This window comes from Clostridium porci, assembly GCF_009696375.1.
GTDB lineage: Bacteria > Bacillota > Clostridia > Lachnospirales > Lachnospiraceae > Enterocloster > Enterocloster porci.
Genome location: NZ_VUMD01000007.1, coordinates 138,915 through 160,722, shown reverse-complemented (window position 1 = coordinate 160,722; position 21,808 = coordinate 138,915). Strand labels below are relative to the sequence as shown.

The window sequence follows — 21,808 nt, the reverse complement described above, 5'->3', positions numbered from 1 at the left end:
GCGTTAAACTGATTAGGAGGAACTTTTGAATGGCAGATAAATATATTTATGCAGTAGCCCGTATCCGTTCCAAAGAATTGTCCCTGCTATCCGGTGCATTTTTAGAGCAGTTGACAGCTGCAAAAAGCTATGATCAATGCATCCAGCTTCTGCATGAAAAGGGCTGGGGAGGCGACGGTATCACAAATCCGGAGGAGCTTTTGGCTGCGGAACGAGAGAAAACCTGGGGGCTGATTTCGGAGCTTGTGGAGGACCGGTCGGTGTTTGATGTGTTCTTATATGCCAACGATTACCATAATCTGAAAGCAGCCATTAAGGAGATTCGAATGGGCCACCAGTTTCCGGGCATTTTTATTAGCCAGGGGACGCTGGATGTAAAACGGATAAGGGATTCTATCCAGAACCGCGAATTCCAGAATCTGCCTGAGGCTATGAGGGGTCCTGCAAAAGAGGCTTATAGAGCCCTTTTACACACCCAAGACGGCCAGCTATGCGATATTATTATCGACAAGGCGGCTCTGGAGGCCATTTACCGTGCAGGAAAGGAATCCGGCAATGAGTTTTTGAAGCTTTATGCGGAGCTGACAGTGGCAGCGGCAGATATAAAAACAGCGGTGCGGGCCTCCCGGATCGGTAAGGACAGGGCATTTTTGAAACAGGCGCTGGCGCCTTGTGATACCTTGGACATTTACCGCCTGGCCCAGGCGGCCATTGAGGGAGAAGATGCCATTGGCTTATATCTGGAATCCACTCCCTATGCAGACGCAGTAGAAGAGCTGCGCCGTTCACCTTCTGCCTTTGAACGGTGGTGCGATAATTTGATGATACGAAGGATGAAGCCTCAGCAGTACGTTCCCTTTGGGCTGGGACCGCTGGCAGCTTATATTTTAGCACGTGAAAATGAAGTCAAGTCAGTTCGGATTGTACTTTCCGGGAAACTCAACCATCTTCCCGAGGAGTCCATTCGGGAAAGGGTAAGGGAGATGTATGTATAAGATTGCAGTGATGGGCGACCGCGACAGTATCTACGGCTTTGCGGCGCTGGGTCTGGAACCCTTTCCTGTGACAGACCCGGTGGAGGCAGGAAAGAAATTAAGGGAGCTGGGAGAAAGCGGCTATGCTGTGATTTATATAACTGAGGCGCTGGCAGCCCAGGTAGAACCGGAGATTGACCGCTACCGCGAAGCTGACCTTCCGGCAATTATTTTGATTCCCGGTGTGTCCGGCAATACAGGCAGGGGAATTATGGCAGTTAAGAAGTCAGTGGAGCAGGCAGTGGGTTCAGATATAATTTTCAACAACTAAGCGGGCTGCCGCTTCACAAAGCTGGAAGAAACCAGCTAGGTGGAGATGGTATGTATCGCATGCAAGTGGCCAAAAGACGGTCACTAATCGCTCGTAACGAGGAGGTAAAAGATGAGCAAAGGCGTAATTAAAAAAGTAGCCGGTCCGCTGGTCATTGCAGAAGGCATGCGTGACGCGAACATGTTCGACGTGGTTCGCGTCAGCGAACAGCGTCTGATAGGCGAAATTATAGAGATTCATGGCGATAAGGCTTCCATTCAGGTTTACGAGGAAACCTCCGGACTGGGACCTGGGGCGCCGGTGGAATCCACAGGCGTTCCCATGAGTGTGGAGCTGGGGCCTGGCCTCATTGGAAGCATCTATGATGGTATTCAGCGTCCCCTGGATGCGATTATGGAGGCGACAGGTGGAAATCTCTTAAACCGGGGCGTGGAGGTTCCCTCCTTAAAGCGTGACAGGAAATGGAGCTTTGAGCCTCAGGCTGCTGTGGGTGATAAGGTAAGCGGAGGAGATATCATTGGTTTGGTTCAGGAGACCGATGTAGTACAGCAGAAGATTATGGTTCCTGTTGGAATAGCGGGAACCCTTACCTATATCAGCGCCGGTGAATATACAGTAACTGACACCGTAGCGGTGGTAACGGATGAAAAGGGCCGGGAGCATCCGGTAGGACTGATGCAGAAGTGGCCGGTACGTAAGGGCCGTCCTTACCAGAGAAAGCTTTCACCGGACATGCCGCTGGTAACAGGGCAGCGCGTTATCGACTGTCTCTTCCCCATTGCCAAGGGCGGCGTTGCGGCTGTACCGGGGCCCTTTGGTTCTGGTAAAACAGTAGTGCAGCATCAGCTGGCCAAGTGGGCAGATGCAGATATTGTGGTTTATATTGGCTGTGGTGAGCGAGGCAATGAGATGACAGACGTTTTGAACGAGTTTCCGGAGCTGAAGGATCCAAAGACCGGAAAGTCTCTGATGGAGCGTACCGTACTGATTGCCAACACCTCTGATATGCCGGTTGCGGCCCGTGAGGCGTCGATTTATACAGGTATCACCATTGCTGAGTATTTCCGTGACATGGGTTACTCTGTGGCCCTCATGGCGGACTCCACCTCACGGTGGGCCGAGGCCCTTAGAGAGATGTCAGGGCGTCTGGAGGAAATGCCCGGTGAGGAGGGCTACCCTGCATACCTGGGCTCTCGTCTGGCACAGTTTTATGAGCGCGCCGGCCGTGTAATTTCCCTGGGTAAGGACAACAGAGAGGGAGCTCTGTCCGTTATCGGAGCCGTATCCCCTGCAGGCGGAGATATTTCCGAGCCTGTGACCCAGGCTACCCTGCGTATCGTTAAGGTATTCTGGAGCCTGGATGCCGATCTGGCATATAAAAGGCATTTCCCTGCCATAAATTGGTTGACCAGTTATTCCCTGTATGTCGATACCATGGAGAAATGGTTTAACGCAGAGGTGGACCAAGATTGGACGAAGCTTCGCGCCCGCCTTATGAGACTCCTTCAGGAAGAGTCCGAGCTAAATGAAATCGTACAGCTGGTCGGTATGGACGCTCTGTCTGCTCCAGACAGACTGAAGCTGGAAGCAGCCCGCTCCATCCGTGAGGATTTTCTCCACCAGAACGCTTTCCATGAGGTGGATACCTTTACTTCCCTTACAAAGCAGCATATGCTGATGAAGCTGATTCTGGCATACTTTGACCATTCAGGCCAGGCATTAAGCCAGGGCGTGAATATTGAGCGTCTGGTCAGCCTGCCTGTCCGCGAGGCAATCGGACGTTTCAAGTACACAGAGGAAGCACAGCTGGAGACCGTATATGCGGATATAATGAATATGCTTCAAGATCAGATTAGAGAAGAATTGCTCAGAAAGGAGGACTTCTAATGCCCAAGGAATATAGAACGATCGAAGAGGTAGCGGGTCCTTTGATGCTGGTTCGCGGCGTGCAGGGCGTAACCTACGACGAACTGGGAGAGATTGAGCTGGCTAGCGGCGAAAAGAGGCGCTGCAAGGTATTGGAAATTGACGGCGGAAACGCTATGGTGCAGCTATTTGAGGCATCTACCGGCATTAACCTGGATTCCAGCAAGGTACGGTTCTTAGGCCGGGCTATGGAGCTTGGTGTATCTGAGGATATGCTGAGCCGCATGTTTGACGGCTTGGGAAGGCCCATTGACGGAGGCCCGGAGATTTTGCCTGATAAGCGTATGGATATTAACGGCCTACCAATGAATCCGGCAGCCAGAAGCTATCCTCAGGAGTTTATCCAGACCGGCATCTCTGCCATCGACGGACTGAATACGTTGGTTCGGGGGCAGAAGCTGCCGATTTTCTCAGCATCCGGTCTTCCTCATGCTAACCTTGCGGCTCAGATTGCCCGTCAGGCTAAGGTGCGCGGCACCAATGAGCCTTTTGCTGTAGTATTTGCGGCAATGGGCATCACCTTTGAGGAAGCCAACTTTTTTATGGAGAGTTTCCGGGAGACAGGGGCTATCGACCGGAGCGTAATGTTTATTAACCTGGCCAATGACCCGGCGGTAGAGCGTATCGCAACGCCCCGTATGGCTCTCACTGCGGCCGAGTATCTGGCCTTTGAGAAGAACATGCATGTTCTGGTTATTTTGACGGATATTACAAATTACGCAGACGCGCTTCGTGAGATTTCCGCAGCCCGCAAAGAAGTTCCGGGCCGTCGAGGCTATCCTGGATATATGTATACGGATCTGGCTTCTTTGTATGAGAGAGCAGGACGTCAGAAGGGCAAGAATGGCTCCATCACCATGATTCCGATCCTTTCCATGCCTGAGGATGATAAGACCCATCCTATTCCTGACCTTACAGGCTACATCACGGAAGGCCAGATCATCTTAAGCCGTGAGCTGTACCGCAAGGCTGTCACGCCTCCAATCGACGTGCTGCCCTCCCTGTCCCGTCTAAAGGATAAGGGTATCGGTGAAGGAAAGACAAGGGCGGATCATGCCGATGTTATGAACCAGCTCTTCGCTGCCTACGCCCGGGGTAAGGACGCTAAGGAATTGATGGTGATTCTGGGAGAGGCGGCTTTGACCGATATGGATAAGCTGTACGCCAAATTTGCGGATGAATTTGAGAAAGAGTATGTTTCCCAGGGTTATTATACCGACCGTGATATAGAGGAAACCATGGACATCGGCTGGCGGCTTTTGCGTATCCTTCCAAGAAGTGAACTAAAGCGTATTAAGGACAAATTTCTCGACCTGTATTATGATGCAAAATAAACTGGCAGTCACAGCCCGGTAAGGGAATGGATTTTGCAGGGCAATGAAGAAATCCCTTCTCTGACCGGCAGAAAGGAAGTTGACATAACATGGGTGCAAAGCATGTAAATCCCACCCGTATGGAGCTGACCCGCTTGAAGAAAAAGCTGGCCACAGCTATCCGGGGACACAAGCTCTTAAAGGATAAGAGGGATGAATTAATGCGTCAGTTCCTGGAGTTGGTGCGGGAGAACAAGGCCCTTCGTGAGAAGGTGGAGGCAGGCATCGCTGGGGCTAACCAGAATTTCGTGCTGGCCCGTTCCGGCATGACGGACGAGGCGCTGAATGTAGCGCTGATGGCTCCCAAGCAGGAGGTTTACCTGGAGGCAGAGACCAGAAATGTCATGAGTGTGGAGATTCCGGTATTTAAGTACAGAACCAGGACCTCTGACCCGAATGACATCTATTCCTATGGCTTTGCTTTTACCTCCAGCGATTTGGACGACGCTGTAAAAAGCCTGGCGGATATTCTGCCTGATATGCTGCGTCTTGCTGAGTGTGAGAAGTCCTGCCAACTAATGGCTGCGGAGATTGAGAAGACCCGCCGCCGCGTAAATGCGCTGGAGCATGTAATGATCCCGCAGACACAGCAAAACATCCGCTATATCACAATGAAGTTGGATGAAAATGAGAGAAGCTCCCAGACAAGGCTTATGAAGGTGAAGGATATGATGCTTGAGCAGGCTCACCACTACAGCCAAAGGGAGATTATTTCGGCAGCAGACGAGGTATAGGCTTTTAGTCTCTTCATGAAAGCTTAATAAAATTTTCATCAAACCCCCGGTTATCCGGGTGGACAGAAGAGAATAAATATGTTAGAGTAAATCCCAGAGAAAGAGGAATTCCATTCTCTGGGATTTTTATAATACTGGCTGCGCATTAAGCAGCCGCTCCATGAATCGGTCAAAGGCTCAGGCGAAGCGCCGGTGACACGTAACCTACATACCATTCAGAATAAGGAGGAGACTAAGATGAAACAATATTTGGCGGTACTTGCCCTAGCTCTTGCCCTGTCTGGCTGCAACGGCGGGAATACCACCGGGACGGAGGCATCCTCTGCTCAGACGGAGGAAGAAAAAGCTTCTTCTGCTACAGAGGCCAAACAAGAGGCTGGAGCTGCAAAAGCTGAAGTGCAGGAGGCAGCCGGAAGGCCGTCTGAGAAAGAAGGAGAAGAGGATGCAGCCATTAAGATGCAGGGAGAGATGCCCTTGGAAATAGGCAGCCAGGCCCCGGACTTTACAACGCTTCTGGTAGACGGAACCTCAGTTACCCTTTCAAACCTCCAGGGAAAGCCTGTTATTATCAATTTCTGGGCTACCTGGTGCGGACCCTGTGTCAGGGAGATGCCTGCCTTTGAGCGGCTCCAAAAGGACTTTGGAGATAAGATCGAAATCCTTGCGGTAAACTGCGGTGAGGATGCAGCAACAGTCAAGGAATTTGTGAAAAAGAACGGCTACACTTTCCCTGTAGCTTTAGACGAGGCTTATGCCACATCTATCCTGTATCCAACCAATGGGATTCCCTACACGGTTATAGTGGATAAGGAAGGAATTGTAACGGAAATTTCCACCGGCGCTTCCGATGCGGATACCATGTATGAAATGTATAAAGAAGCCTTAGGACTGTAATACGGCTCCCGGTATTGGGGTTCTGTCCTGAGTGCTGCGAGAAGAAAAGGATTTTATATGAGACAGCTGGCTAAACAGAATAAAATAGCCGTATTCCTTCTGGCTTTTGGTGCTTTGCTCCTGGTTCTGGGTCTGTGTCAGGGCGAATACCGGGATACTCTTAACAAGGCCATCCGGGTATGCCTGGAATGTATCGGAATCGGATGAAGGGGACACAAAAATGAAACGACGGCTGATACAGCTCAGTGCTGCATTGTTATATAATTTAAACTTAAAGGGGTTTGCACAAGCAAGCATATACAAGGGGAAGCTCAAAGGCACCTGTGTGCCCGGACTCAACTGCTATTCCTGCCCTGGTGCCATCGGCTCCTGCCCTCTGGGGACATTGCAGAATTCTCTGGCAGCCATGGACAGGAAGCTGCCCTTTTACATATTAGGAGTTCTGCTGCTATTTGGGGCAGTTTTGGGCAGGATAGTCTGCGGCTTTTTGTGCCCCTTTGGTTTTATCCAGGAGCTTATTTATAAGATACCTGGGCCAAAGCTGGAGAAAAGTAAGCTGACCAGCGCCTTATCAAGGGTGAAATATCTGATTCTGCTGGTTTTTGTGTTATTACTGCCTGTGGTTTATAAGCTGGCTCTTGGTTTTCCAGTCCCGGCCTTCTGTAAATATATCTGTCCTGCCGGAACCCTGGAGGGAGGGTTCCCTCTGGTTTTGATGGATAAGAGCCTGGGCAGCCTGGCAGGAGCCTTGTTTGCCTGGAAAGCCGGAGTGCTGGTTGTGATTATCCTCAGCGCTGTGTTTATCTGCCGCAGCTTTTGCCGCTTTATATGTCCATTGGGAGCGGTTTATTCCCTTTTTGCGCCTGTGGCGTTACTGGGTGTAGCTGTGGACGATAATGCATGTACGAATTGCGGGAGATGTGTAAAAGCCTGCAAAATGGATATAAAAAAGGTAGGAGACATGGAGTGTGTTCAGTGCGGAGAATGTATACAGGAATGCAGCTTGGGGGCCATCCGCTGGAAGAACCCCTTTTCAAGATAGCCAGTTAAAGATGTAGTGTAAAACTTCTGTACAGGAAAAAGAACTGAGTGTGCCTTTCCGTACAGGAGTTTTGTTATAGTATCCTGCCCGTGACGCAGCTAAAACTATGTGAAAAAAGAGATTAAAATAAACTGTATAAAGTGCACACTATAATTTAGAGGTAAGCCATGGAGACAAAAAGAATTGTAATTAAAGATAGAAACAATGTAAAAGAGGAGGAGCTTTTGGAAGCGGCAGAGATTCTTCGAAGGGGAGGCCTTGTGGCCTTTCCCACAGAGACGGTTTACGGTCTGGGGGGCAATGCCCTGGATGAGAGGGCGGCAGGGAAGATTTACGCAGCCAAGGGCCGTCCTTCCGATAACCCCCTGATTGCCCATGTTTCCTGCGAGTCTGAGGTGGAGCCGTTGGTAAAGGAGATTCCCGAAGCAGGGCTCAGGCTGATGAAGGCATTCTGGCCCGGCCCTTTAACTATCATATTTCCCAAGAGCGACAGAGTGCCTAGCGGAACCACCGGAGGGCTGGATACGGTGGCTGTCCGCATGCCGGATGACCCTGTGGCAAGCCGCCTTATCTCCCTGGCAGGAGTGCCAGTAGCGGCTCCCAGCGCCAATATATCCGGCCGTCCAAGCCCCACAACTGCGGATCATGTATGGCAGGATATGAACGGACGGATTGACATGATCATTGACAGCGGAGCGGTGGGGATTGGGGTGGAGTCTACCATCGTGGATGTATCTGCCCCTGTGCCGGCTGTACTTCGTCCCGGGGCTGTCACTATGGAAATGCTCCGCCAGGAGCTGGGGGAGATTACGGTGGATCCCGCTATACTGGGGCCTGTATCTGCTGACGTAAAACCAAAGGCTCCGGGGATGAAGTATAAGCACTATGCTCCCAAGGCAGATTTAATCCTGGTGGAGCCAAAGGAGAGTCCCGGTAGTCCGTCAGTCATGGATAAGGCTCAGGTGGAGCGCATGGTAGATAAAGTGCAAATCCTTGCAAAGAAAAGGCTGGAGGAAGGACACAGAGTAGGGATTATCTGTACCGATGAGTCCAGACACAGCTATTCGGAAGGGCTGATTCGCAGCATTGGAACCAGAGAAAGCCAGGAATCGGTGGCTCATAATCTTTATGCAGTGCTGAGAGAGTTTGATGAATTACAGGTTGAATATATTTTTTCTGAAAGCTTTGCTGAAGATCACCTTGGGCAGGCTATCATGAACCGCCTTTCCAAAGCTTCTGGATATAACATTGTGCGTATCTGAGCTTTGGGATTTACATAACTCCCTACCCCGGCCAGAGGCCAGCGGCAGAGCCTCCGCTGGCAGAATAAGCGCCGGATACAGCCGAAGGTATGATAAAAGGCCATAGAAGGTTAAATGCCTGGTTGTAATTCCGGCTGTTTTATTTTATGATAGTAATACAGGTAAATAGATGGTTTGAGAAGGAGGTGCGGCCTATGTCAAAGAGGACGGATTATATAACCTGGGATGAGTATTTTATGGGAGTGGCGCTGCTGGCGGGAAAGCGGTCTAAGGACCCAAGTACCCAGGTGGGAGCCTGCATTGTAAGTGAGGACAATAAAATTTTGTCTATGGGATATAATGGATTTCCTGTGGGATGTTCGGATGATGAATTTCCCTGGGGGAAGGAGAATGAGAAGGAAGATCCCTATAATTCCAAATATTTCTACTCCACACACAGCGAATTAAATGCTATTCTTAATTACAGAGGGGGAAGCCTGGAGGGAAGCAAGCTGTTTGTAACGCTGTTTCCCTGCAATGAATGCGCAAAGGCTATTATTCAGGCTGGAATTAAGACACTTATCTATATGGAGGACAAGTATGCAGATACGCCGGAGGTGAAGGCTTCTAAGCGGATGCTGAACGCTGCTGGGGTTCGATATTACCAGTATCAGTCTACGGGACGCACGATAGAGGTAAAGGTATAAAGCATGAACCGCAGGATGGGAGCGGTAAATAACAAATATTGATTCCAATCCGGGCATGTATAATTGGAGCTTTGGTTAAGACAGAGCAGCAGAAGGTATAGCGGACTGGGAGGGGACAAAGCTGGAAGAAGATAGACCGAATAGCTTTAAGAAGGAGCTGCCTTCTGGGAGAGATGCTGATATTCTGAAATACAGATAACAATAGAGAGGAATAAATACATGACGGATAAAAAAACCAGCAGCAGGCGGAGGGAGACAAAGGCTGAGCAGGCGGCCCGCGTGGGGCGCATTCTGGAGGCTCTGGATAGAGAGTATGGCAGGGAGTACAGATGCTATCTGAATCATGAGACTCCCTGGCAGCTTCTTATCGCTGTGATTATGAGCGCCCAGTGCACTGATGCAAGGGTGAATATTGTAACGGAACGTCTTTTTAAAAAATATGATAGCCTTAAGGCCTTTGCGGAGGCCAGCCTAAAGGAGCTGGAGAAGGATATCCATTCAACAGGCTTCTACCATATGAAAGCGAAGAATATTATCGCCTGCTGCAGGGATCTGGTAGAGAAATACCAGGGCCGGGTGCCGGAGACAATAGAGGAGCTTACCTCTCTGGCTGGGGTGGGCCGCAAAACGGCCAATGTAATCCGCGGCAATATTTACAATGAGCCAAGTATTGTAGTAGACACCCATGTTAAGAGGATATCTCGGAAGCTGGGGCTTACAAAAGAAACGGCTCCCGAGAAAATTGAATATGACCTTATGAAGGTTCTGCCCAGGGATCATTGGATTTTGTGGAATATACATATCATCACCCTGGGCCGTACCATCTGCGTTGCCCGCAGGCCGAAGTGTGATATATGCTTTTTAAAGGAGAATTGTCCGGGCAGAGAGGCATAGGGCTGGTTTTAAGCTTCTGTTCTGCCAGAGGTCAGACGGCAGGCGCTGTACTGGCAAGACAGAGTTTTTAATATTCACAGACAGAAAAAGAAAAGAGGAAATGATGATTGATTCATACATAGCCATTGATTTGGAAACCACCGGGCTGGAGGCTAAGCTGGAAAAAATAACGGAGATTGCCGCTTTAAAGGTTATCCAGGGAGTGATTACCGACCGGCTGGTTACGCTTGTAAATCCTAAGAGGAAGCTTGAGGAGAGGATTACAGAGCTTACGGGGATTACGGATGAAATGCTTGCGGATGCCCCGGATATTGGAGATATAATCGAAGCAGTAATTGATTTCTGCGGGGATTTACCCCTGTTGGGACACCATATTATCTTTGATTATGGCTTTTTGAAACGGGCGGCGGTTAACAGCCGGCTGATATTTGAAAAGGAAGGAATTGATACGCTGGCTCTGTGCAGGCTCTTTATGCCTGGGGATGCCAAGAGAAATTTAAGCAGCGCCTGCGCCTTTTATGAGATTCCCCTGTCTGCAGCCCACAGGGCAGAGTCAGACGCAGAGGCGTCTCACCAGCTGTATCAAAAGCTGAAAGGGCTCCACTCTGGGGATAAGCCGGAGCTGTTTGCCGCAAAACCTTTGATTTACAAAGCAAAAAGACAACAGCCAGCCACAAAAAGGCAAAAAGACTACTTGCGTGATTTGGCAAAATGTCATAAAATAGACATAACTGTGCAGGTAGATGCAATGAGCCGTAGTGAAGCTTCGCGGATGATTGACAAGATTATCTCTCAGTATGGAAGGTTGTCATAATAATAATCTGAAAACTTGTGGCTAAAGAAGAAAATCTGAGGCATATTATAATAAAGAGGTGAATGTACAATGTTCGATATGAGGAATCCAAAAACTAAAAAAATTATCTCAACTATAATCGTTATAGTTCTGATTCTGGCTATGATAGTGCCTATGGCTCTTAGTATGTTGACGTATTAGCAGTTTAGCCGGGAGAGGAGCAGATATGAAAAAATTAGTGGAGAAAGCTGGTCTGACAGCCCTTATCAGTATGGGACTGTGGGCGGCCTCTCCAGTGATTGCCATGGCAGCGCCTGTGCTGCCGGAAGGAATCAGCGTGGGGGGCCAAAGCCTGGAAGGCATGACGGCAGAGGAGGCCAGAGCAGCAATCGGAGAGTATGTTGATGAAATGTCAGGCCAGAGCATTACCTTGATCATAGACGGCCATAATGTGGAAACTACAGCAGGGGATCTGGGCTTTCATTTGAAAAATACGGAAGCAGTAGATGAAGCAGTCCGCCAGTATGCTGGGGGCAGCCTGATTCAGCAATATAAGACAGAAAAAAAACTGGCGTCCGCTCCGGTGGAGCTGGAACTGGATACAGAGGTGGATTCTGCTAGGGTGAAGGATTTTGTGGATACCCAGTGTCAGGGCATGACGGCAGAGCCTCAGGATGCCGCCATCTCCAGGGTAGATGGGAAATTTATAATCACAGATTCTGTGGCAGGCAGAACCGTTGATGTGGCAGCCACAGAAGCGGCATTGAATGAAGCTCTGGCCGGGGGCCTGAAGGAACCAGTCCAGGTAACAGCTCAGATTAAGGAGCAGGAGCCTGCCATTACCAAAGAGGATTTGTCCACGATTACCGATGTACTGGGAACCTTTACCACAGATTTTAGCAGCAGCGGTTCAGCCCGTTCTACCAATCTGTCGGTCGGAGCGGAGAAAATTAATGGCCATGTGCTTATGCCGGGAGAGGTGCTCTCAGGCTACCAGTGCCTTCAGCCCTTTACCAACGCAAACGGCTATAAGACTGCTGCGGCTTACGAAAACGGGCAGGTGGTAGACAGCATCGGAGGCGGTGTATGTCAGATAGCTACCACTCTGTATAATGCAGCTCTGGAAGCAGAGGTGGAGATTGTGCAGAGACAGAATCACTCGATGATAGTGACCTATGTAAAACCCTCCAGGGATGCAGCCATCGCAGGCACCTATAAGGACATCAAAATAAAAAATAACTATAGTACTCCCATCTATGTAGAGGGATATACAGCAAACCGAAAGCTTACCTTTACCATCTATGGAAAGGAAACCCGCCCTGCAAACCGGAAGGTAGAATATGTTTCCGAGACTCTGGGTACTACAAGTCCGGGAGAGCCGCAGCTGATTGTAGACAACAGCCTTGCTCCGGGACAGCAGGTGAAGGTACAGTCCTCCCACACAGGGCTTCGATCCAGGCTCTGGAAGGTCGTTACGGTAGATGGGGTGGAGAAGGAGAGAACCCTGCTTTCCACAGACAGCTATAATGCCTCCAAGGCCATCTACCGTGTGGGGCCCGCCCTTCCGGCAGTGGTGCTGCCGGATCCAACGATTCCGGCGCCCACAGAGACAGTACCCCCAGAGTCAGCTCCTGTAACCGGTATAGAGGGAGGCCCTGGTGTGACAGAGCCAGCTCCCTCCCCGGTGCCTGCAGAGCCAGCTCCCTTTCTTGCTCCGGAAGAGCCAGCGCCTTCCCCATCCCCTGCGCCAGCAGCTGAAATTACTCCTGTTCCAGAGGCGTCTTCGCCGGGATGAGGAATACAGTACAGGGAAAGGACGGATTCGGATTAGGGGATGGCTTCATGAAACCAGGCCAGGAGCTGGTGATGGCAGGCTACACCGGATTTTCCGGCACTCTTTTGATAGGAGAAAGGAAGAGAGAGATTTTGGGGAAGCATTTTGCTCCGGGATTTCTGCGCAGCCTGGAAGAAGGAGAGCGTTTTTCCACAGAACAATGGATGAAGCATGAGTTGGAGGCAGGAAACAGCCCTGTTACCGCTTATAAATTTGCAGGAGAGGGCGGCGTGTTTGCTGCCCTTTGGAATTTGCCGGGTGTGTTTCATGCAGGAATTGATGTGGAGTTGCGGCTTTTTCCTGTCAAGCAGATTACGGTGGAGTTCTGTGAGCTTTTTGGACTGAATCCCTACCGTCTCTACAGCGGTAACTGCCTTCTGATGGCGGCAGAGGGTGGAGGAGCTCTGGTAAGACGCCTTCGCAGAGAAGGAATACCGGCGGAGGTAGTGGGCTGCGTTACAGAGGGTATTGCAAGGCAGATACGCCATGGCGGGGAAACCATCGGGTTTTTAGAGCGGCCGCAGCCGGATGAGCTGTTAAGGCTGGGGATTTCGGTTGCTTCCTAGTGTATATGAGATTATGAATGGAATAAAGGTTGGAGGAAGGAAAACATGAGAGAGAAGATTCTGGCAGTAATTGAGAAGAACAGCAGAATTGACCTTAAGGATCTGGCTGCTTTGCTGGGGGAAAGTGAAGTGGCGGTAGCCAATGAAATTGCACAGATGGAGAAGGAGCATATTATCTGCGGCTATCATACGCTCATTAACTGGGACAATACCAGTGATGAGAAAGTAGTGGCTTTGATTGAGGTGAAGGTAACTCCCCAAAGAGGCATGGGCTTTGACAAGATTGCAGAGCGCATCTACCAGTACAGCGAGGTGGAGGCAGTATATCTTATGAGTGGAGCTTATGACTTTACCGTATTTCTGGAGGGAAAAACCATGCGCCAAGTAGCGCAGTTCGTATCCGATCATCTGGCTCCTATGGAATCTGTGCTGAGTACCGCAACCCATTTCGTATTGAAAAAATACAAGGATCACGGCACCATTATTAGCGGGCCGATGCAGGATGAAAGGATGCTGATTACCCTATGAGAAATCCAGTTTCAGATAAAATTGTAAATATTCCATTTTCTGGAATCCGCAAGTTCTTTGACATTGTAAGTGAGATGAAGGACGCCATATCCCTTGGAGTAGGCGAGCCAGACTTTGAAACTCCCTGGCATATCCGGGAGGAGGGAATTTATTCTCTGGAAAAGGGGCGCACCTTTTATACCTCCAATGCGGGCCTTAAGCCGTTAAAGGAGGAAATTTGCAGGTATTTAAAGCGCAGATGTGATGTGTCTTATGATCCGGAGCAGGAGGTGCTGGTGACAGTAGGTGGCAGCGAGGCCATTGATATTGCCATGCGGGCCATGTTGAATGAAGGAGATGAGGTGCTGGTGCCTCAGCCCAGCTATGTTTCCTATGTACCCTGCGTAGCCTTAGCAGACGGAGTTCCGGTGGTGATTGAGCTGGAGGAGAAGGACGAATTTAAGCTTACCCCTAAGAAGCTGCTGGAGAAGATTACGGAAAGGACGAAGCTTCTGGTTCTGCCTTTCCCCAACAATCCTACCGGAGCCATTATGGAGAAGGAGCGTTTGGAGGAAATTGCTAAAATTGTTATAGAGAAGGATCTTTTTGTTATCTCTGATGAAATCTATTCTGAGCTTACATATAAGGATCAGCATGCCACGATTGCGGCGATTCCGGGGATGAAGGAGAGAACCGTACTTATTAACGGCTTTTCCAAATCCTACGCTATGACTGGCTGGCGGCTGGGCTATGCGGCAGCTCCCAAGGTTATTTTGGAGCAGATGTTAAAGATCCACCAGTATGCTATCATGTGCGCGCCCACCACCAGCCAGTATGCGGCTGTGTCTGCTTTGAAGAATGGAGATGGGGATGTGGCTATGATGCGGGAGTCCTATAATCAGCGGCGCCGTTTCCTTCTTAATTCCTTTAAAGAGATGGGAGTGGACTGCTTTGAGCCGATGGGCGCATTTTACACCTTCCCTAACATCAAGCGGTTTGGTATGACCTCCGAGGAATTTGCTACAGAGCTTTTAAAGAAGGAAAAGGTAGCAGTTGTACCGGGAACTGCCTTTGGCGACTGCGGAGAGGGCTTTGTGAGGATTTCCTACGCCTACTCCCTGGAGAGCTTAAAGGAGGCGTTGGGCCGTATCAGACGGTTTGTAGATAAGCTGGACGGGAAGGTGTAGGATGGTATGATGAACATTGTGCTCCTGGAACCTGAAATGCCGGCCAATACAGGAAATATCGGCCGAACCTGCGCGGCCACAGGAACCAGGCTTCATCTCATTGAACCTTTGGGCTTTAAGTTGAATGAGAAGGCTCTTCGCAGGGCAGGCCTGGATTATTGGGAGAAGTTGGATGTGACGGTGTACAGCGATTACCAGGATTTTCTGGATAAGAACCCAAAGGCCCTTAATAAGCTGTATTTTGCCACTACCAAAGCCCACAGGGTGTACTCTGACGTTGCTTATGAGCCGGACTGTTATCTTATGTTCGGCAAGGAGAGCGGCGGAATTCCGGAAGAGCTTCTGATAGAAAATGAAGATCGCTGCATTCGAATCCCCATGTGGGGAGAGATCCGCTCCCTGAACCTTTCTAACTCCGTATCCATTGTCCTTTATGAAGCCTTAAGGCAGCAGGGATTTGAAAAAATGGAGCTGGAGGGGGAGTTGCACCGCCTTCAATGGAAGAGCAGGGAAAGCTAAGCTGCGTATGTCCCGGTTTTTGCTGTTGCTTTATAGCATAGCAGGGCCGGGCTTTTTTTAGCTTCCACAGGTGCTCCTTATCACTCTGGTTTTCTGTCATAAATAACCAATTCTTTACATACCCTAGAAGTAGCTGAAACGGCAGCTTCCCGTTTCGACTAAATGAATGGGAGTCAGTGCGGCTGTTTCCGGGAGATAAGGGGACTGCTGCGCCAAAGTGTGGAGGGGTTGTAAATGAACGAGAAGTACGTGGAAGCCTTAGAGCAATATGACATGGAGGTACTATCTGTAAGAAAGGGCCGCGGCTCGTGGATTTGCGAGACCCGAAGTGGCTGCCGGCTATTAAAGGAATATCGTGGAACTGTAAAGCGTCTGGAATTTGAGGACGAGGTGTTGGGAACGCTTGCTGCCGGGGAAAGTCTGAGGGTAGACCAGTATATTAGGAATAACGAGGGAAGCCTTTTATCCATAACAGGAGACGGAACACGCTACATACTAAAGGAATGGTTTACGGATCGGGAGTGCAACATAAAGGATGGTTTTGAAATCCGGCAGGCATTGTCACGCTTGGGAATGCTCCATAGCCAGCTGCGTCGCATTTCCTTTAAGGAAGTCTGGAATATGGGTTCCACCCTTTCGGAGCCTCTGGAAAACGAGCTGGAGCGCCATAACCGGGAGCTGCAGCGGGCCAGAAACTACGTCAGGAGCAAGCGGGGTAAATCAGAGTTTGAGCTGTGCGTTATAGGGAATTACGATATGTTCTACACCCAGGCCCTGGAAGCAGTTGAGGGTCTCAAAGGCTTATGGAATCAGGAGGAGCCTGCCCCTGGCTGCTGTGATGAGCTGGAAGCGGCAGAGGTGCGCCGGCTAAGGAAGCCGGGAGAGGCAAAGCCTCTGTATCTATGCCACGGAGACCTGGACCAGCATCATGTGCTTACGGGAAATAATTATACTGCCATCATCGAGTACAACCGGATGCATCTGGGTATCCAGGCCTCTGATTTGTACCGCTTTATGCGCAAGGTCATGGAAAAACAGGACTGGAACATTGATCTGGGCCTTTCCATGCTGGACGCTTATGAGCGTGTAATGCCTATGAGTAAAAAAGAGCGTGCCTGCCTTTACTACCTGTTTTTGTATCCTGAGAAATATTGGAAGCAGCTGAATTTTTACTATAATACCAACAAGGCTTGGATTCCTGGCCGCAATATTGAAAAACTCCAGAATCTGGAAGGCCAGCAGCCGGAGCGGAACCGATTTCTGAAACGGCTGTGGAGCAACTGTCAGGCATAGCCCTGTCCTGCTGAATGAGAAAAAGATTGACGGGTTGCACTTTCTTTTTGTCCCTTCCTATAGTATAATCTTAACAAGATAATATAGTATGCAGAAGGGAGTATAGGATGAAAGATTATATGAAAATTTACCAGGAATGGTTGACGAATCCTTATTTTGATGAGGATACAAAAGCAGAGCTTCGCGCCATTGAGGGGGATGAGAATGCCATTAAAGAACGGTTTTACATGGACCTGGAATTTGGCACTGCGGGCCTGCGCGGCGTAATTGGAGCCGGCATCAACCGTATGAATATTTATGTGGTAAGACGTGCCACCCAGGGACTTGCCAATTATATTATCAAGCAGGGCGGGGCAGACAAAGGTGTGGCTATTGCATATGATTCCCGCCGTATGTCACCGGAATTTGCTATGGAAGCAGCTATGACCCTGGCGGCTAACGGCATCAAGGCCTACAAGTTTGAGTCTCTGCGTCCTACTCCGGAGCTGTCCTACGCAGTGAGGGAGCTGGGATGCATTGCGGGAATCAATATCACAGCCAGTCATAATCCGCCGGAATACAACGGCTACAAGGTATATTGGGAGGATGGCGCACAATTTACGCCCCCTCATGACCAGGGCGTAACCCAGGAGGTTCTGGCTATTGAGGATTTGTCCAAAGTAAAGACTACAGATGAAGCGTCTGCCGTCGCTGCCGGCAAGTATCAGGTGATAGGAAAGGAAATAGACGACAAATACATAGCTCAGGTGAAAGCCCAGGTGGTGAACCAGAGGGCCATTGACAGGATGCAGGATCAGATCACCATTGTATACACGCCGCTTCACGGAACAGGCAATATTCCTGCCAGAAGAGTGATGAAGGAAATTGGCTTTACCCATGTATATGTAGTGCCTGAGCAGGAACTTCCAGACGGGAACTTTCCAACCGTAAGCTATCCCAATCCTGAGGCCGAGGAAGCCTTTGAGCTGGGGCTTAAGCTGGCCAGAGAAAAGGGCGCGGATCTGGTGCTGGCAACCGATCCGGATGCGGATCGCCTGGGCGTATACGTGAAGGATGCCGGGTCAGGAGAGTATATTCCTCTCACAGGCAATATGTCCGGCTCTCTTTTGTGTGAGTATGTATTGAGCCAGAAGAAGGAGGCAGGAAAAATTCCTGGGGATGGACAGGTTATAAAGTCAATCGTTACCACGAATCTGATTGACGCAGTGGCGGCGGAGTACGGCTGTGAGCTTATAGAGGTGCTGACAGGCTTTAAGTGGATAGGAAAGCAGATTCTTAAGAATGAGGAAACAGGACGCGGCTCTTATCTGTTCGGTATGGAGGAGAGCTATGGCTGCTTAATCGGCACTTATGCAAGAGATAAGGACGCCATCTCGGCGACGGCAGCCCTCTGTGAGGCAGCCGCCTACTATAAGCAGAAGGGCATGACCCTGTGGGATGCCATGGTAGCTATGTATGATAAGTATGGCTATTACAAAGATGCAGTGAAGTCCATTGGTTTATCTGGAATTGAGGGGCTGGCAAAGATTCAATCCATAATGGAAACTCTGCGTAGCAATGTCCCAACGGAGGTAGGCGGCTATCAGGTAGTGTCTGCCAGAGACTACAAGAGAGACACCATTAAGGACATGGCTACAGGGGAGGAAACAACCACGGGTCTGCCTTCCTCCAATGTTCTCTACTACGATTTGGAGGGCGGGGCATGGATCTGCGTCAGGCCATCTGGGACGGAGCCTAAGATTAAATTCTACTACGGCATTAAGGGAAGCTCCATAGAAGACGCGGATGCCAAGGCGGAGGCTCTGGGAGCGGCAGTGATGGAGATGGTAGATAGGATGCTTTAATGCGGAGTCCTTTAAAAGCCTCTGTTCGAAGGACGGCCGGCTTCAGAGATATAAGAAAGAAATACCTGCTAAAGAGAAAATTCAGGAGATGAATAAAATGAGAAGGGAGTATCTAAAAACAACGGTATATGAGGCAACCCAGAAACGCTTTGAATTTCTGTTCAGCGAATTTAAGAACATCTATGTCTCCTTCAGTGGAGGAAAGGATAGCGGACTTCTTTTGAATATGCTGATGGATTATAAAAGGATCCATTATCCAGAACGGACAGTTGGTGTGTTTCACCAGGACTTTGAGGCACAGTACACGGTGACAACCGAGTATGTCATACGCACCTTTGAGCGGCTGCTGCCTGAGATTAATCCGTTCTGGGTATGCCTGCCCATGGCAACGCGCACCGCGCTTTCAAGCTACGAGATGTTCTGGTATCCATGGGATGACCGTAAGCAGGAGCTTTGGGTGCGGCCAATGCCGGCTTATCCGTATGTGATTAATATAGAGAAGCCCTTTAATCATTATAAGTATCGAATGAGGCAGGAGGATCTGGCAAAACAGTTTGGAAGGTTCTATAAAGAGCAGAGCGGAGGCGGTAAAACAGTATGTTTGCTTGGTATCCGTGCGGATGAATCCCTGCAGCGCTACAGCGCCTTTTTAAATAAGAAATACGGTTACAAGGATGAATGCTGGATTTCCAGACAGTTTAAGGATGTCTGGTGCGCCTCCCCCATCTATGACTGGTCCAACAGTGATATATGGGCAGCAAACTACAAGTTTGATTACGATTACAATGAGCTGTATGATCTCTACTATAAAGCCGGGCTGAAGCCGGATCAGATGCGGGTGGCTTCCCCTTTTAATGATTACTCCAAGGATGCTCTGAACCTGTACCGTGTGATTGATCCGGAAATCTGGGTAAAGCTGGTGGGACGGGTCCAGGGAGCCAACTTTGGAGCTATCTATGGCCGGACGAAAGCGATGGGGTATCGGAAAATTACACTGCCTGAGGGTCATACCTGGCAGTCCTATACCAAATTTCTGTTAGATACACTGCCGCGGCGGCTTCGGAATAACTATGTGAAAAAGTTTAAGACCTCTATACAATTCTGGCATGAGACGGGAGGAGGACTGTCGGAGGAAACCATCCGGGAGCTGGAGGAACGTGGCTATCAGATTCGAAGGAATGGAGTTTCCAACTATACGCTGGATAAAAAATCCCGTGTGATTTTTATAGGGGATATCCCGGATCAAACAGATGACATTAAAAGCACAAAGGATATCCCAAGCTGGAAACGGATGTGCTGCTGCATTTTGAAAAACGATCATACCTGCCGCTTTATGGGATTTGGCCTGTCCCGTCAGGAGCAGAAGCGAGTCGACATGTTCAAACGAAAGTACGGAGGGATGCTGAATGGGAAATGAGAACTATAAAAGTCCGGTATACAATATTATTGCTGTACCTTTTGAGAAGATCGTGCCCAATACATATAACCCTAACAGTGTGGCGCCTCCTGAGATGAGGCTGCTGTATGACAGTATTAAGGAGGATGGCTATACAATGCCCATCGTTTGCTATCATGCGAAAAAGCAGGATTTGTATATCATTGTGGATGGCTTCCACCGTTGGCGTGTAATGAAGGAGTATTCGGATATTTATGAAAGAGAGAAGGGGTTGCTTCCGGTTTCGGTTATTGATAAGGGACTTTCCAACCGAATGGCCAGCACCGTACGCCACAACCGAGCCAGAGGTTCCCATAATGTAGATCTGATGAGCAACATTATAAAGGAGCTTCATGAGTTGGGCCGCTCCGATACCTGGATTGCCGCGCATTTGGGCATGGATAGAGATGAGATTTTGCGGTTGAAGCAGATTACCGGCCTGGCCGCTTTGTTTCGTGATGTAAAGTTCGGACAGGCCTGGCGTCCGGTTGAGGAGGATATGAACGAGAATAATGAGAAGTAGCCCCTGCGGCGCGAAAACATCCTGATTCTTTTTAAAGCTCCTTCTTTTTCTTTTCCGCAATTTCCCGCAGCTCTCTTAAAGCTTCGGAAAAGCGTGGGGAGGATGCGGTGGGATTTCCTTTAAGGAGGCTTTTGAGGTGATAGCTCATAGAGGTAGTGAGGGCATGACGCTTTGCCGTAAGGGCAGTCAACCGTCTGGTAAGAGCGGCCAGCCTGTCTTTGTGATTTTTCGCAGACTGACTGGGGGCAGTGTCAGAACGTTCATATCTGTCCTTCTGGAGGGCAGACTGCTGGCTTAAGGTGAGGCTCATCCTGGCTGCGGCATCCTCTGTAAGCTCTGACAGCCGCTCCGCTGTCTTTGTCACCTTATCCGCTGTATCTTCTACCAGAGTGCCTACTTTCTGAGCAGTTCCCTCTACTATAACGCCCACTTTCTCTACGGTAGATTCTACCATGGCAGATAAACGCCCGGCCGCATCCTCTTTAAAGGCTGCGGCATGGAGGGCAGCGTCCAACTTCATTGTGTCCAGACGTTGAACAGCATCCTCCTTGGCTTCCAAGATTCGTTGGCCGGCATCTGCCTTCAGCAAAGCCATTTGCACCTGGATATCGTCTAGTTCTGCCTTCATTTTCGTCATGGCATCCAGAACCTTTGCCAGATCCAGGGCTGCCTTAACTGACCGGATTGTGTCTGCCACAAAGAGAATGGAGATTACAGCTACAACTGTAATCGCTACCATCGAAGGAAGTCCCATAACATACCGCGCAATGGGTGGGTGTATTACTTCTGTCAAAAGAATTGTAAGAAACCCCCAGGTGATGGAGGAGGAGAGGCAGATATATCCCTTCAGATTGAACCGCTGGCTGCTGTAATCCCAGTATTTCATCTTAAAAAGCCGTTCCATCCCCCAGCCTGTTACATACTCAAGAAGGGTAGCGGCAGCTACGCCTGAGAGATAGACCATCCCCAGATGCTCCTTAAACGGAAGGGACACCCAAAGCATCATCACGGCCCCTGTACCGTAGAGGGGAAGCATGGGAAGTCTTAGAAATCCACGGTTTACCAGGTGCCGGGTTTTCACAGACACATAGGTGGACTCAAAGATCCATCCGAACAAGCAGTACAAAAAGAAGAACATCAGCCATTGATAACAAGTATATTCATACATAAATAATCCTCCTTTGTCTGCCG

General features: G+C 49.6%; 22 protein-coding genes. 21 read left to right on the top strand and 1 reads right to left on the bottom strand.

The features are described 5' to 3' along the window. The first annotated feature begins 29 nt into the window (after positions 1–29). From FYJ39_RS09830 to FYJ39_RS09735, 21 genes are all read left to right on the top strand, one after another. Positions 30–995: a V0D/AC39 family V-type ATPase subunit gene (locus FYJ39_RS09830; RefSeq protein WP_154472290.1), complete on the top strand. Its 966-nt coding sequence runs from the start codon at positions 30–32 to the stop codon at positions 993–995. Next, a complete protein-coding gene (locus FYJ39_RS09825) occupies positions 988–1,305 on the top strand; it encodes a V-type ATP synthase subunit F (RefSeq protein WP_154472289.1) in 318 nt (105 codons plus the stop codon). The genes FYJ39_RS09830 and FYJ39_RS09825 overlap by 8 nt, the downstream gene beginning before the upstream one ends. Before the next feature lie 111 nt (positions 1,306–1,416). Beyond that, positions 1,417–3,192 (top strand): V-type ATP synthase subunit A, encoded by a 1,776-nt coding sequence (locus FYJ39_RS09820; protein ID WP_154472288.1) that lies wholly within the window; start codon positions 1,417–1,419, stop codon positions 3,190–3,192. Further along, positions 3,192–4,565 carry a V-type ATP synthase subunit B gene (locus FYJ39_RS09815; RefSeq protein ID WP_154472287.1) on the top strand — a complete coding sequence of 458 codons (1,374 nt, stop codon included), beginning with the start codon at positions 3,192–3,194 and terminating at the stop codon, positions 4,563–4,565. Before FYJ39_RS09820 ends, FYJ39_RS09815 begins: the two co-directional genes overlap by 1 nt. An 89-nt stretch (positions 4,566–4,654) precedes the next feature. After that, positions 4,655–5,338, top strand: a complete 684-nt coding sequence (locus FYJ39_RS09810) for a V-type ATP synthase subunit D (RefSeq protein ID WP_154472286.1) — start codon at positions 4,655–4,657, stop codon at positions 5,336–5,338. Between the two features lie 237 nt (positions 5,339–5,575). After that, positions 5,576–6,232 carry a TlpA family protein disulfide reductase gene (locus FYJ39_RS09805; RefSeq protein WP_154472285.1) on the top strand — a complete coding sequence of 219 codons (657 nt, stop codon included), beginning with the start codon at positions 5,576–5,578 and terminating at the stop codon, positions 6,230–6,232. Between the two features lie 57 nt (positions 6,233–6,289). Further along, the gene (locus tag FYJ39_RS20485) at positions 6,290–6,439 is read left to right on the top strand and encodes a CD1871A family CXXC motif-containing protein (RefSeq protein ID WP_178258242.1); all 150 of its coding nucleotides are present in this window, start codon (positions 6,290–6,292) and stop codon (positions 6,437–6,439) included. 13 nt (positions 6,440–6,452) lie between these two features. Then, positions 6,453–7,274, top strand: coding sequence for a 4Fe-4S binding protein (locus tag FYJ39_RS09800; RefSeq protein ID WP_154472284.1), 822 nt, complete (start codon positions 6,453–6,455; stop codon positions 7,272–7,274). A 167-nt stretch (positions 7,275–7,441) separates the two neighbouring features. After that, positions 7,442–8,536 carry an L-threonylcarbamoyladenylate synthase gene (locus FYJ39_RS09795; protein ID WP_154472283.1) on the top strand — a complete coding sequence of 365 codons (1,095 nt, stop codon included), beginning with the start codon at positions 7,442–7,444 and terminating at the stop codon, positions 8,534–8,536. A 194-nt stretch (positions 8,537–8,730) separates the two neighbouring features. After that, positions 8,731–9,222, top strand: coding sequence for a deoxycytidylate deaminase (locus tag FYJ39_RS09790; RefSeq protein ID WP_154472282.1), 492 nt, complete (start codon positions 8,731–8,733; stop codon positions 9,220–9,222). A 219-nt stretch (positions 9,223–9,441) separates the two neighbouring features. Then, positions 9,442–10,116, top strand: coding sequence for an endonuclease III (gene nth, locus FYJ39_RS09785; RefSeq protein WP_154472281.1), 675 nt, complete (start codon positions 9,442–9,444; stop codon positions 10,114–10,116). A 100-nt stretch (positions 10,117–10,216) separates the two neighbouring features. After that, positions 10,217–10,930, top strand: a complete 714-nt coding sequence (locus FYJ39_RS09780) for a 3'-5' exonuclease (protein WP_353847354.1) — start codon at positions 10,217–10,219, stop codon at positions 10,928–10,930. A gap of 205 nt (positions 10,931–11,135) precedes the next feature. Beyond that, complete coding sequence (locus FYJ39_RS09775) at positions 11,136–12,704, top strand: VanW family protein (RefSeq protein WP_154472280.1); 1,569 nt, start codon at positions 11,136–11,138, stop codon at positions 12,702–12,704. Then, positions 12,701–13,309 (top strand): AIR synthase, encoded by a 609-nt coding sequence (locus FYJ39_RS09770; RefSeq protein WP_154472279.1) that lies wholly within the window; start codon positions 12,701–12,703, stop codon positions 13,307–13,309. The genes FYJ39_RS09775 and FYJ39_RS09770 overlap by 4 nt, the downstream gene beginning before the upstream one ends. A gap of 45 nt (positions 13,310–13,354) precedes the next feature. Next, positions 13,355–13,837: an Lrp/AsnC family transcriptional regulator gene (locus FYJ39_RS09765; protein WP_154472278.1), complete on the top strand. Its 483-nt coding sequence runs from the start codon at positions 13,355–13,357 to the stop codon at positions 13,835–13,837. Continuing rightward, a complete protein-coding gene (locus FYJ39_RS09760) occupies positions 13,834–15,003 on the top strand; it encodes an aminotransferase class I/II-fold pyridoxal phosphate-dependent enzyme (protein WP_154472277.1) in 1,170 nt (389 codons plus the stop codon). Before FYJ39_RS09765 ends, FYJ39_RS09760 begins: the two co-directional genes overlap by 4 nt. Before the next feature lie 9 nt (positions 15,004–15,012). Next, a complete protein-coding gene (locus FYJ39_RS09755) occupies positions 15,013–15,522 on the top strand; it encodes a tRNA (cytidine(34)-2'-O)-methyltransferase (protein WP_353847357.1) in 510 nt (169 codons plus the stop codon). Between the two features lie 234 nt (positions 15,523–15,756). Then, positions 15,757–16,815: a protein kinase family protein gene (locus FYJ39_RS09750; RefSeq protein ID WP_154472275.1), complete on the top strand. Its 1,059-nt coding sequence runs from the start codon at positions 15,757–15,759 to the stop codon at positions 16,813–16,815. A gap of 107 nt (positions 16,816–16,922) precedes the next feature. After that, on the top strand, positions 16,923–18,659 hold the full coding sequence (locus FYJ39_RS09745) for a phospho-sugar mutase (RefSeq protein WP_154472274.1): 1,737 nt from the start codon (positions 16,923–16,925) through the stop codon (positions 18,657–18,659). 97 nt (positions 18,660–18,756) lie between these two features. Continuing rightward, complete coding sequence (locus FYJ39_RS09740; protein WP_154472273.1) at positions 18,757–20,076, top strand: phosphoadenosine phosphosulfate reductase; 1,320 nt, start codon at positions 18,757–18,759, stop codon at positions 20,074–20,076. After that, positions 20,066–20,617: an IbrB-like domain-containing protein gene (locus tag FYJ39_RS09735; RefSeq protein WP_154472272.1), complete on the top strand. Its 552-nt coding sequence runs from the start codon at positions 20,066–20,068 to the stop codon at positions 20,615–20,617. Before FYJ39_RS09740 ends, FYJ39_RS09735 begins: the two co-directional genes overlap by 11 nt. Before the next feature lie 31 nt (positions 20,618–20,648). Here FYJ39_RS09735 and FYJ39_RS09730 read toward each other — a convergent pair whose 3' ends face one another. Further along, positions 20,649–21,785, bottom strand: a complete 1,137-nt coding sequence (locus FYJ39_RS09730) for a putative ABC transporter permease (RefSeq protein ID WP_154472271.1) — start codon at positions 21,783–21,785, stop codon at positions 20,649–20,651. Between the last annotated feature and the right edge of the window lie 23 nt (positions 21,786–21,808).

Excerpts from the sequence above, each read along its gene's own strand:
- FYJ39_RS09830 (WP_154472290.1), top strand. The coding sequence starts at position 30 with ATGGCAGATAAATATATTTATGCAGTAGCCCGTATCCGTTCCAAAGAA.
- FYJ39_RS09825 (WP_154472289.1), top strand. The coding sequence starts at position 988 with ATGTATAAGATTGCAGTGATGGGCGACCGCGACAGTATCTACGGCTTT.
- FYJ39_RS09820 (WP_154472288.1), top strand. The coding sequence starts at position 1,417 with ATGAGCAAAGGCGTAATTAAAAAAGTAGCCGGTCCGCTGGTCATTGCA.
- FYJ39_RS09815 (WP_154472287.1), top strand. The coding sequence starts at position 3,192 with ATGCCCAAGGAATATAGAACGATCGAAGAGGTAGCGGGTCCTTTGATG.
- FYJ39_RS09810 (WP_154472286.1), top strand. The coding sequence starts at position 4,655 with ATGGGTGCAAAGCATGTAAATCCCACCCGTATGGAGCTGACCCGCTTG.
- FYJ39_RS09805 (WP_154472285.1), top strand. The coding sequence starts at position 5,576 with ATGAAACAATATTTGGCGGTACTTGCCCTAGCTCTTGCCCTGTCTGGC.
- FYJ39_RS20485 (WP_178258242.1), top strand. The coding sequence starts at position 6,290 with ATGAGACAGCTGGCTAAACAGAATAAAATAGCCGTATTCCTTCTGGCT.
- FYJ39_RS09800 (WP_154472284.1), top strand. The coding sequence starts at position 6,453 with ATGAAACGACGGCTGATACAGCTCAGTGCTGCATTGTTATATAATTTA.
- FYJ39_RS09795 (WP_154472283.1), top strand. The coding sequence starts at position 7,442 with ATGGAGACAAAAAGAATTGTAATTAAAGATAGAAACAATGTAAAAGAG.
- FYJ39_RS09790 (WP_154472282.1), top strand. The coding sequence starts at position 8,731 with ATGTCAAAGAGGACGGATTATATAACCTGGGATGAGTATTTTATGGGA.
- nth (WP_154472281.1), top strand. The coding sequence starts at position 9,442 with ATGACGGATAAAAAAACCAGCAGCAGGCGGAGGGAGACAAAGGCTGAG.
- FYJ39_RS09780 (WP_353847354.1), top strand. The coding sequence starts at position 10,217 with ATGATGATTGATTCATACATAGCCATTGATTTGGAAACCACCGGGCTG.
- FYJ39_RS09775 (WP_154472280.1), top strand. The coding sequence starts at position 11,136 with ATGAAAAAATTAGTGGAGAAAGCTGGTCTGACAGCCCTTATCAGTATG.
- FYJ39_RS09770 (WP_154472279.1), top strand. The coding sequence starts at position 12,701 with ATGAGGAATACAGTACAGGGAAAGGACGGATTCGGATTAGGGGATGGC.
- FYJ39_RS09765 (WP_154472278.1), top strand. The coding sequence starts at position 13,355 with ATGAGAGAGAAGATTCTGGCAGTAATTGAGAAGAACAGCAGAATTGAC.
- FYJ39_RS09760 (WP_154472277.1), top strand. The coding sequence starts at position 13,834 with ATGAGAAATCCAGTTTCAGATAAAATTGTAAATATTCCATTTTCTGGA.
- FYJ39_RS09755 (WP_353847357.1), top strand. The coding sequence starts at position 15,013 with ATGAACATTGTGCTCCTGGAACCTGAAATGCCGGCCAATACAGGAAAT.
- FYJ39_RS09750 (WP_154472275.1), top strand. The coding sequence starts at position 15,757 with ATGAACGAGAAGTACGTGGAAGCCTTAGAGCAATATGACATGGAGGTA.
- FYJ39_RS09745 (WP_154472274.1), top strand. The coding sequence starts at position 16,923 with ATGAAAGATTATATGAAAATTTACCAGGAATGGTTGACGAATCCTTAT.
- FYJ39_RS09740 (WP_154472273.1), top strand. The coding sequence starts at position 18,757 with ATGAGAAGGGAGTATCTAAAAACAACGGTATATGAGGCAACCCAGAAA.
- FYJ39_RS09735 (WP_154472272.1), top strand. The coding sequence starts at position 20,066 with ATGGGAAATGAGAACTATAAAAGTCCGGTATACAATATTATTGCTGTA.
- FYJ39_RS09730 (WP_154472271.1), bottom strand. The coding sequence starts at position 21,785 with ATGTATGAATATACTTGTTATCAATGGCTGATGTTCTTCTTTTTGTAC.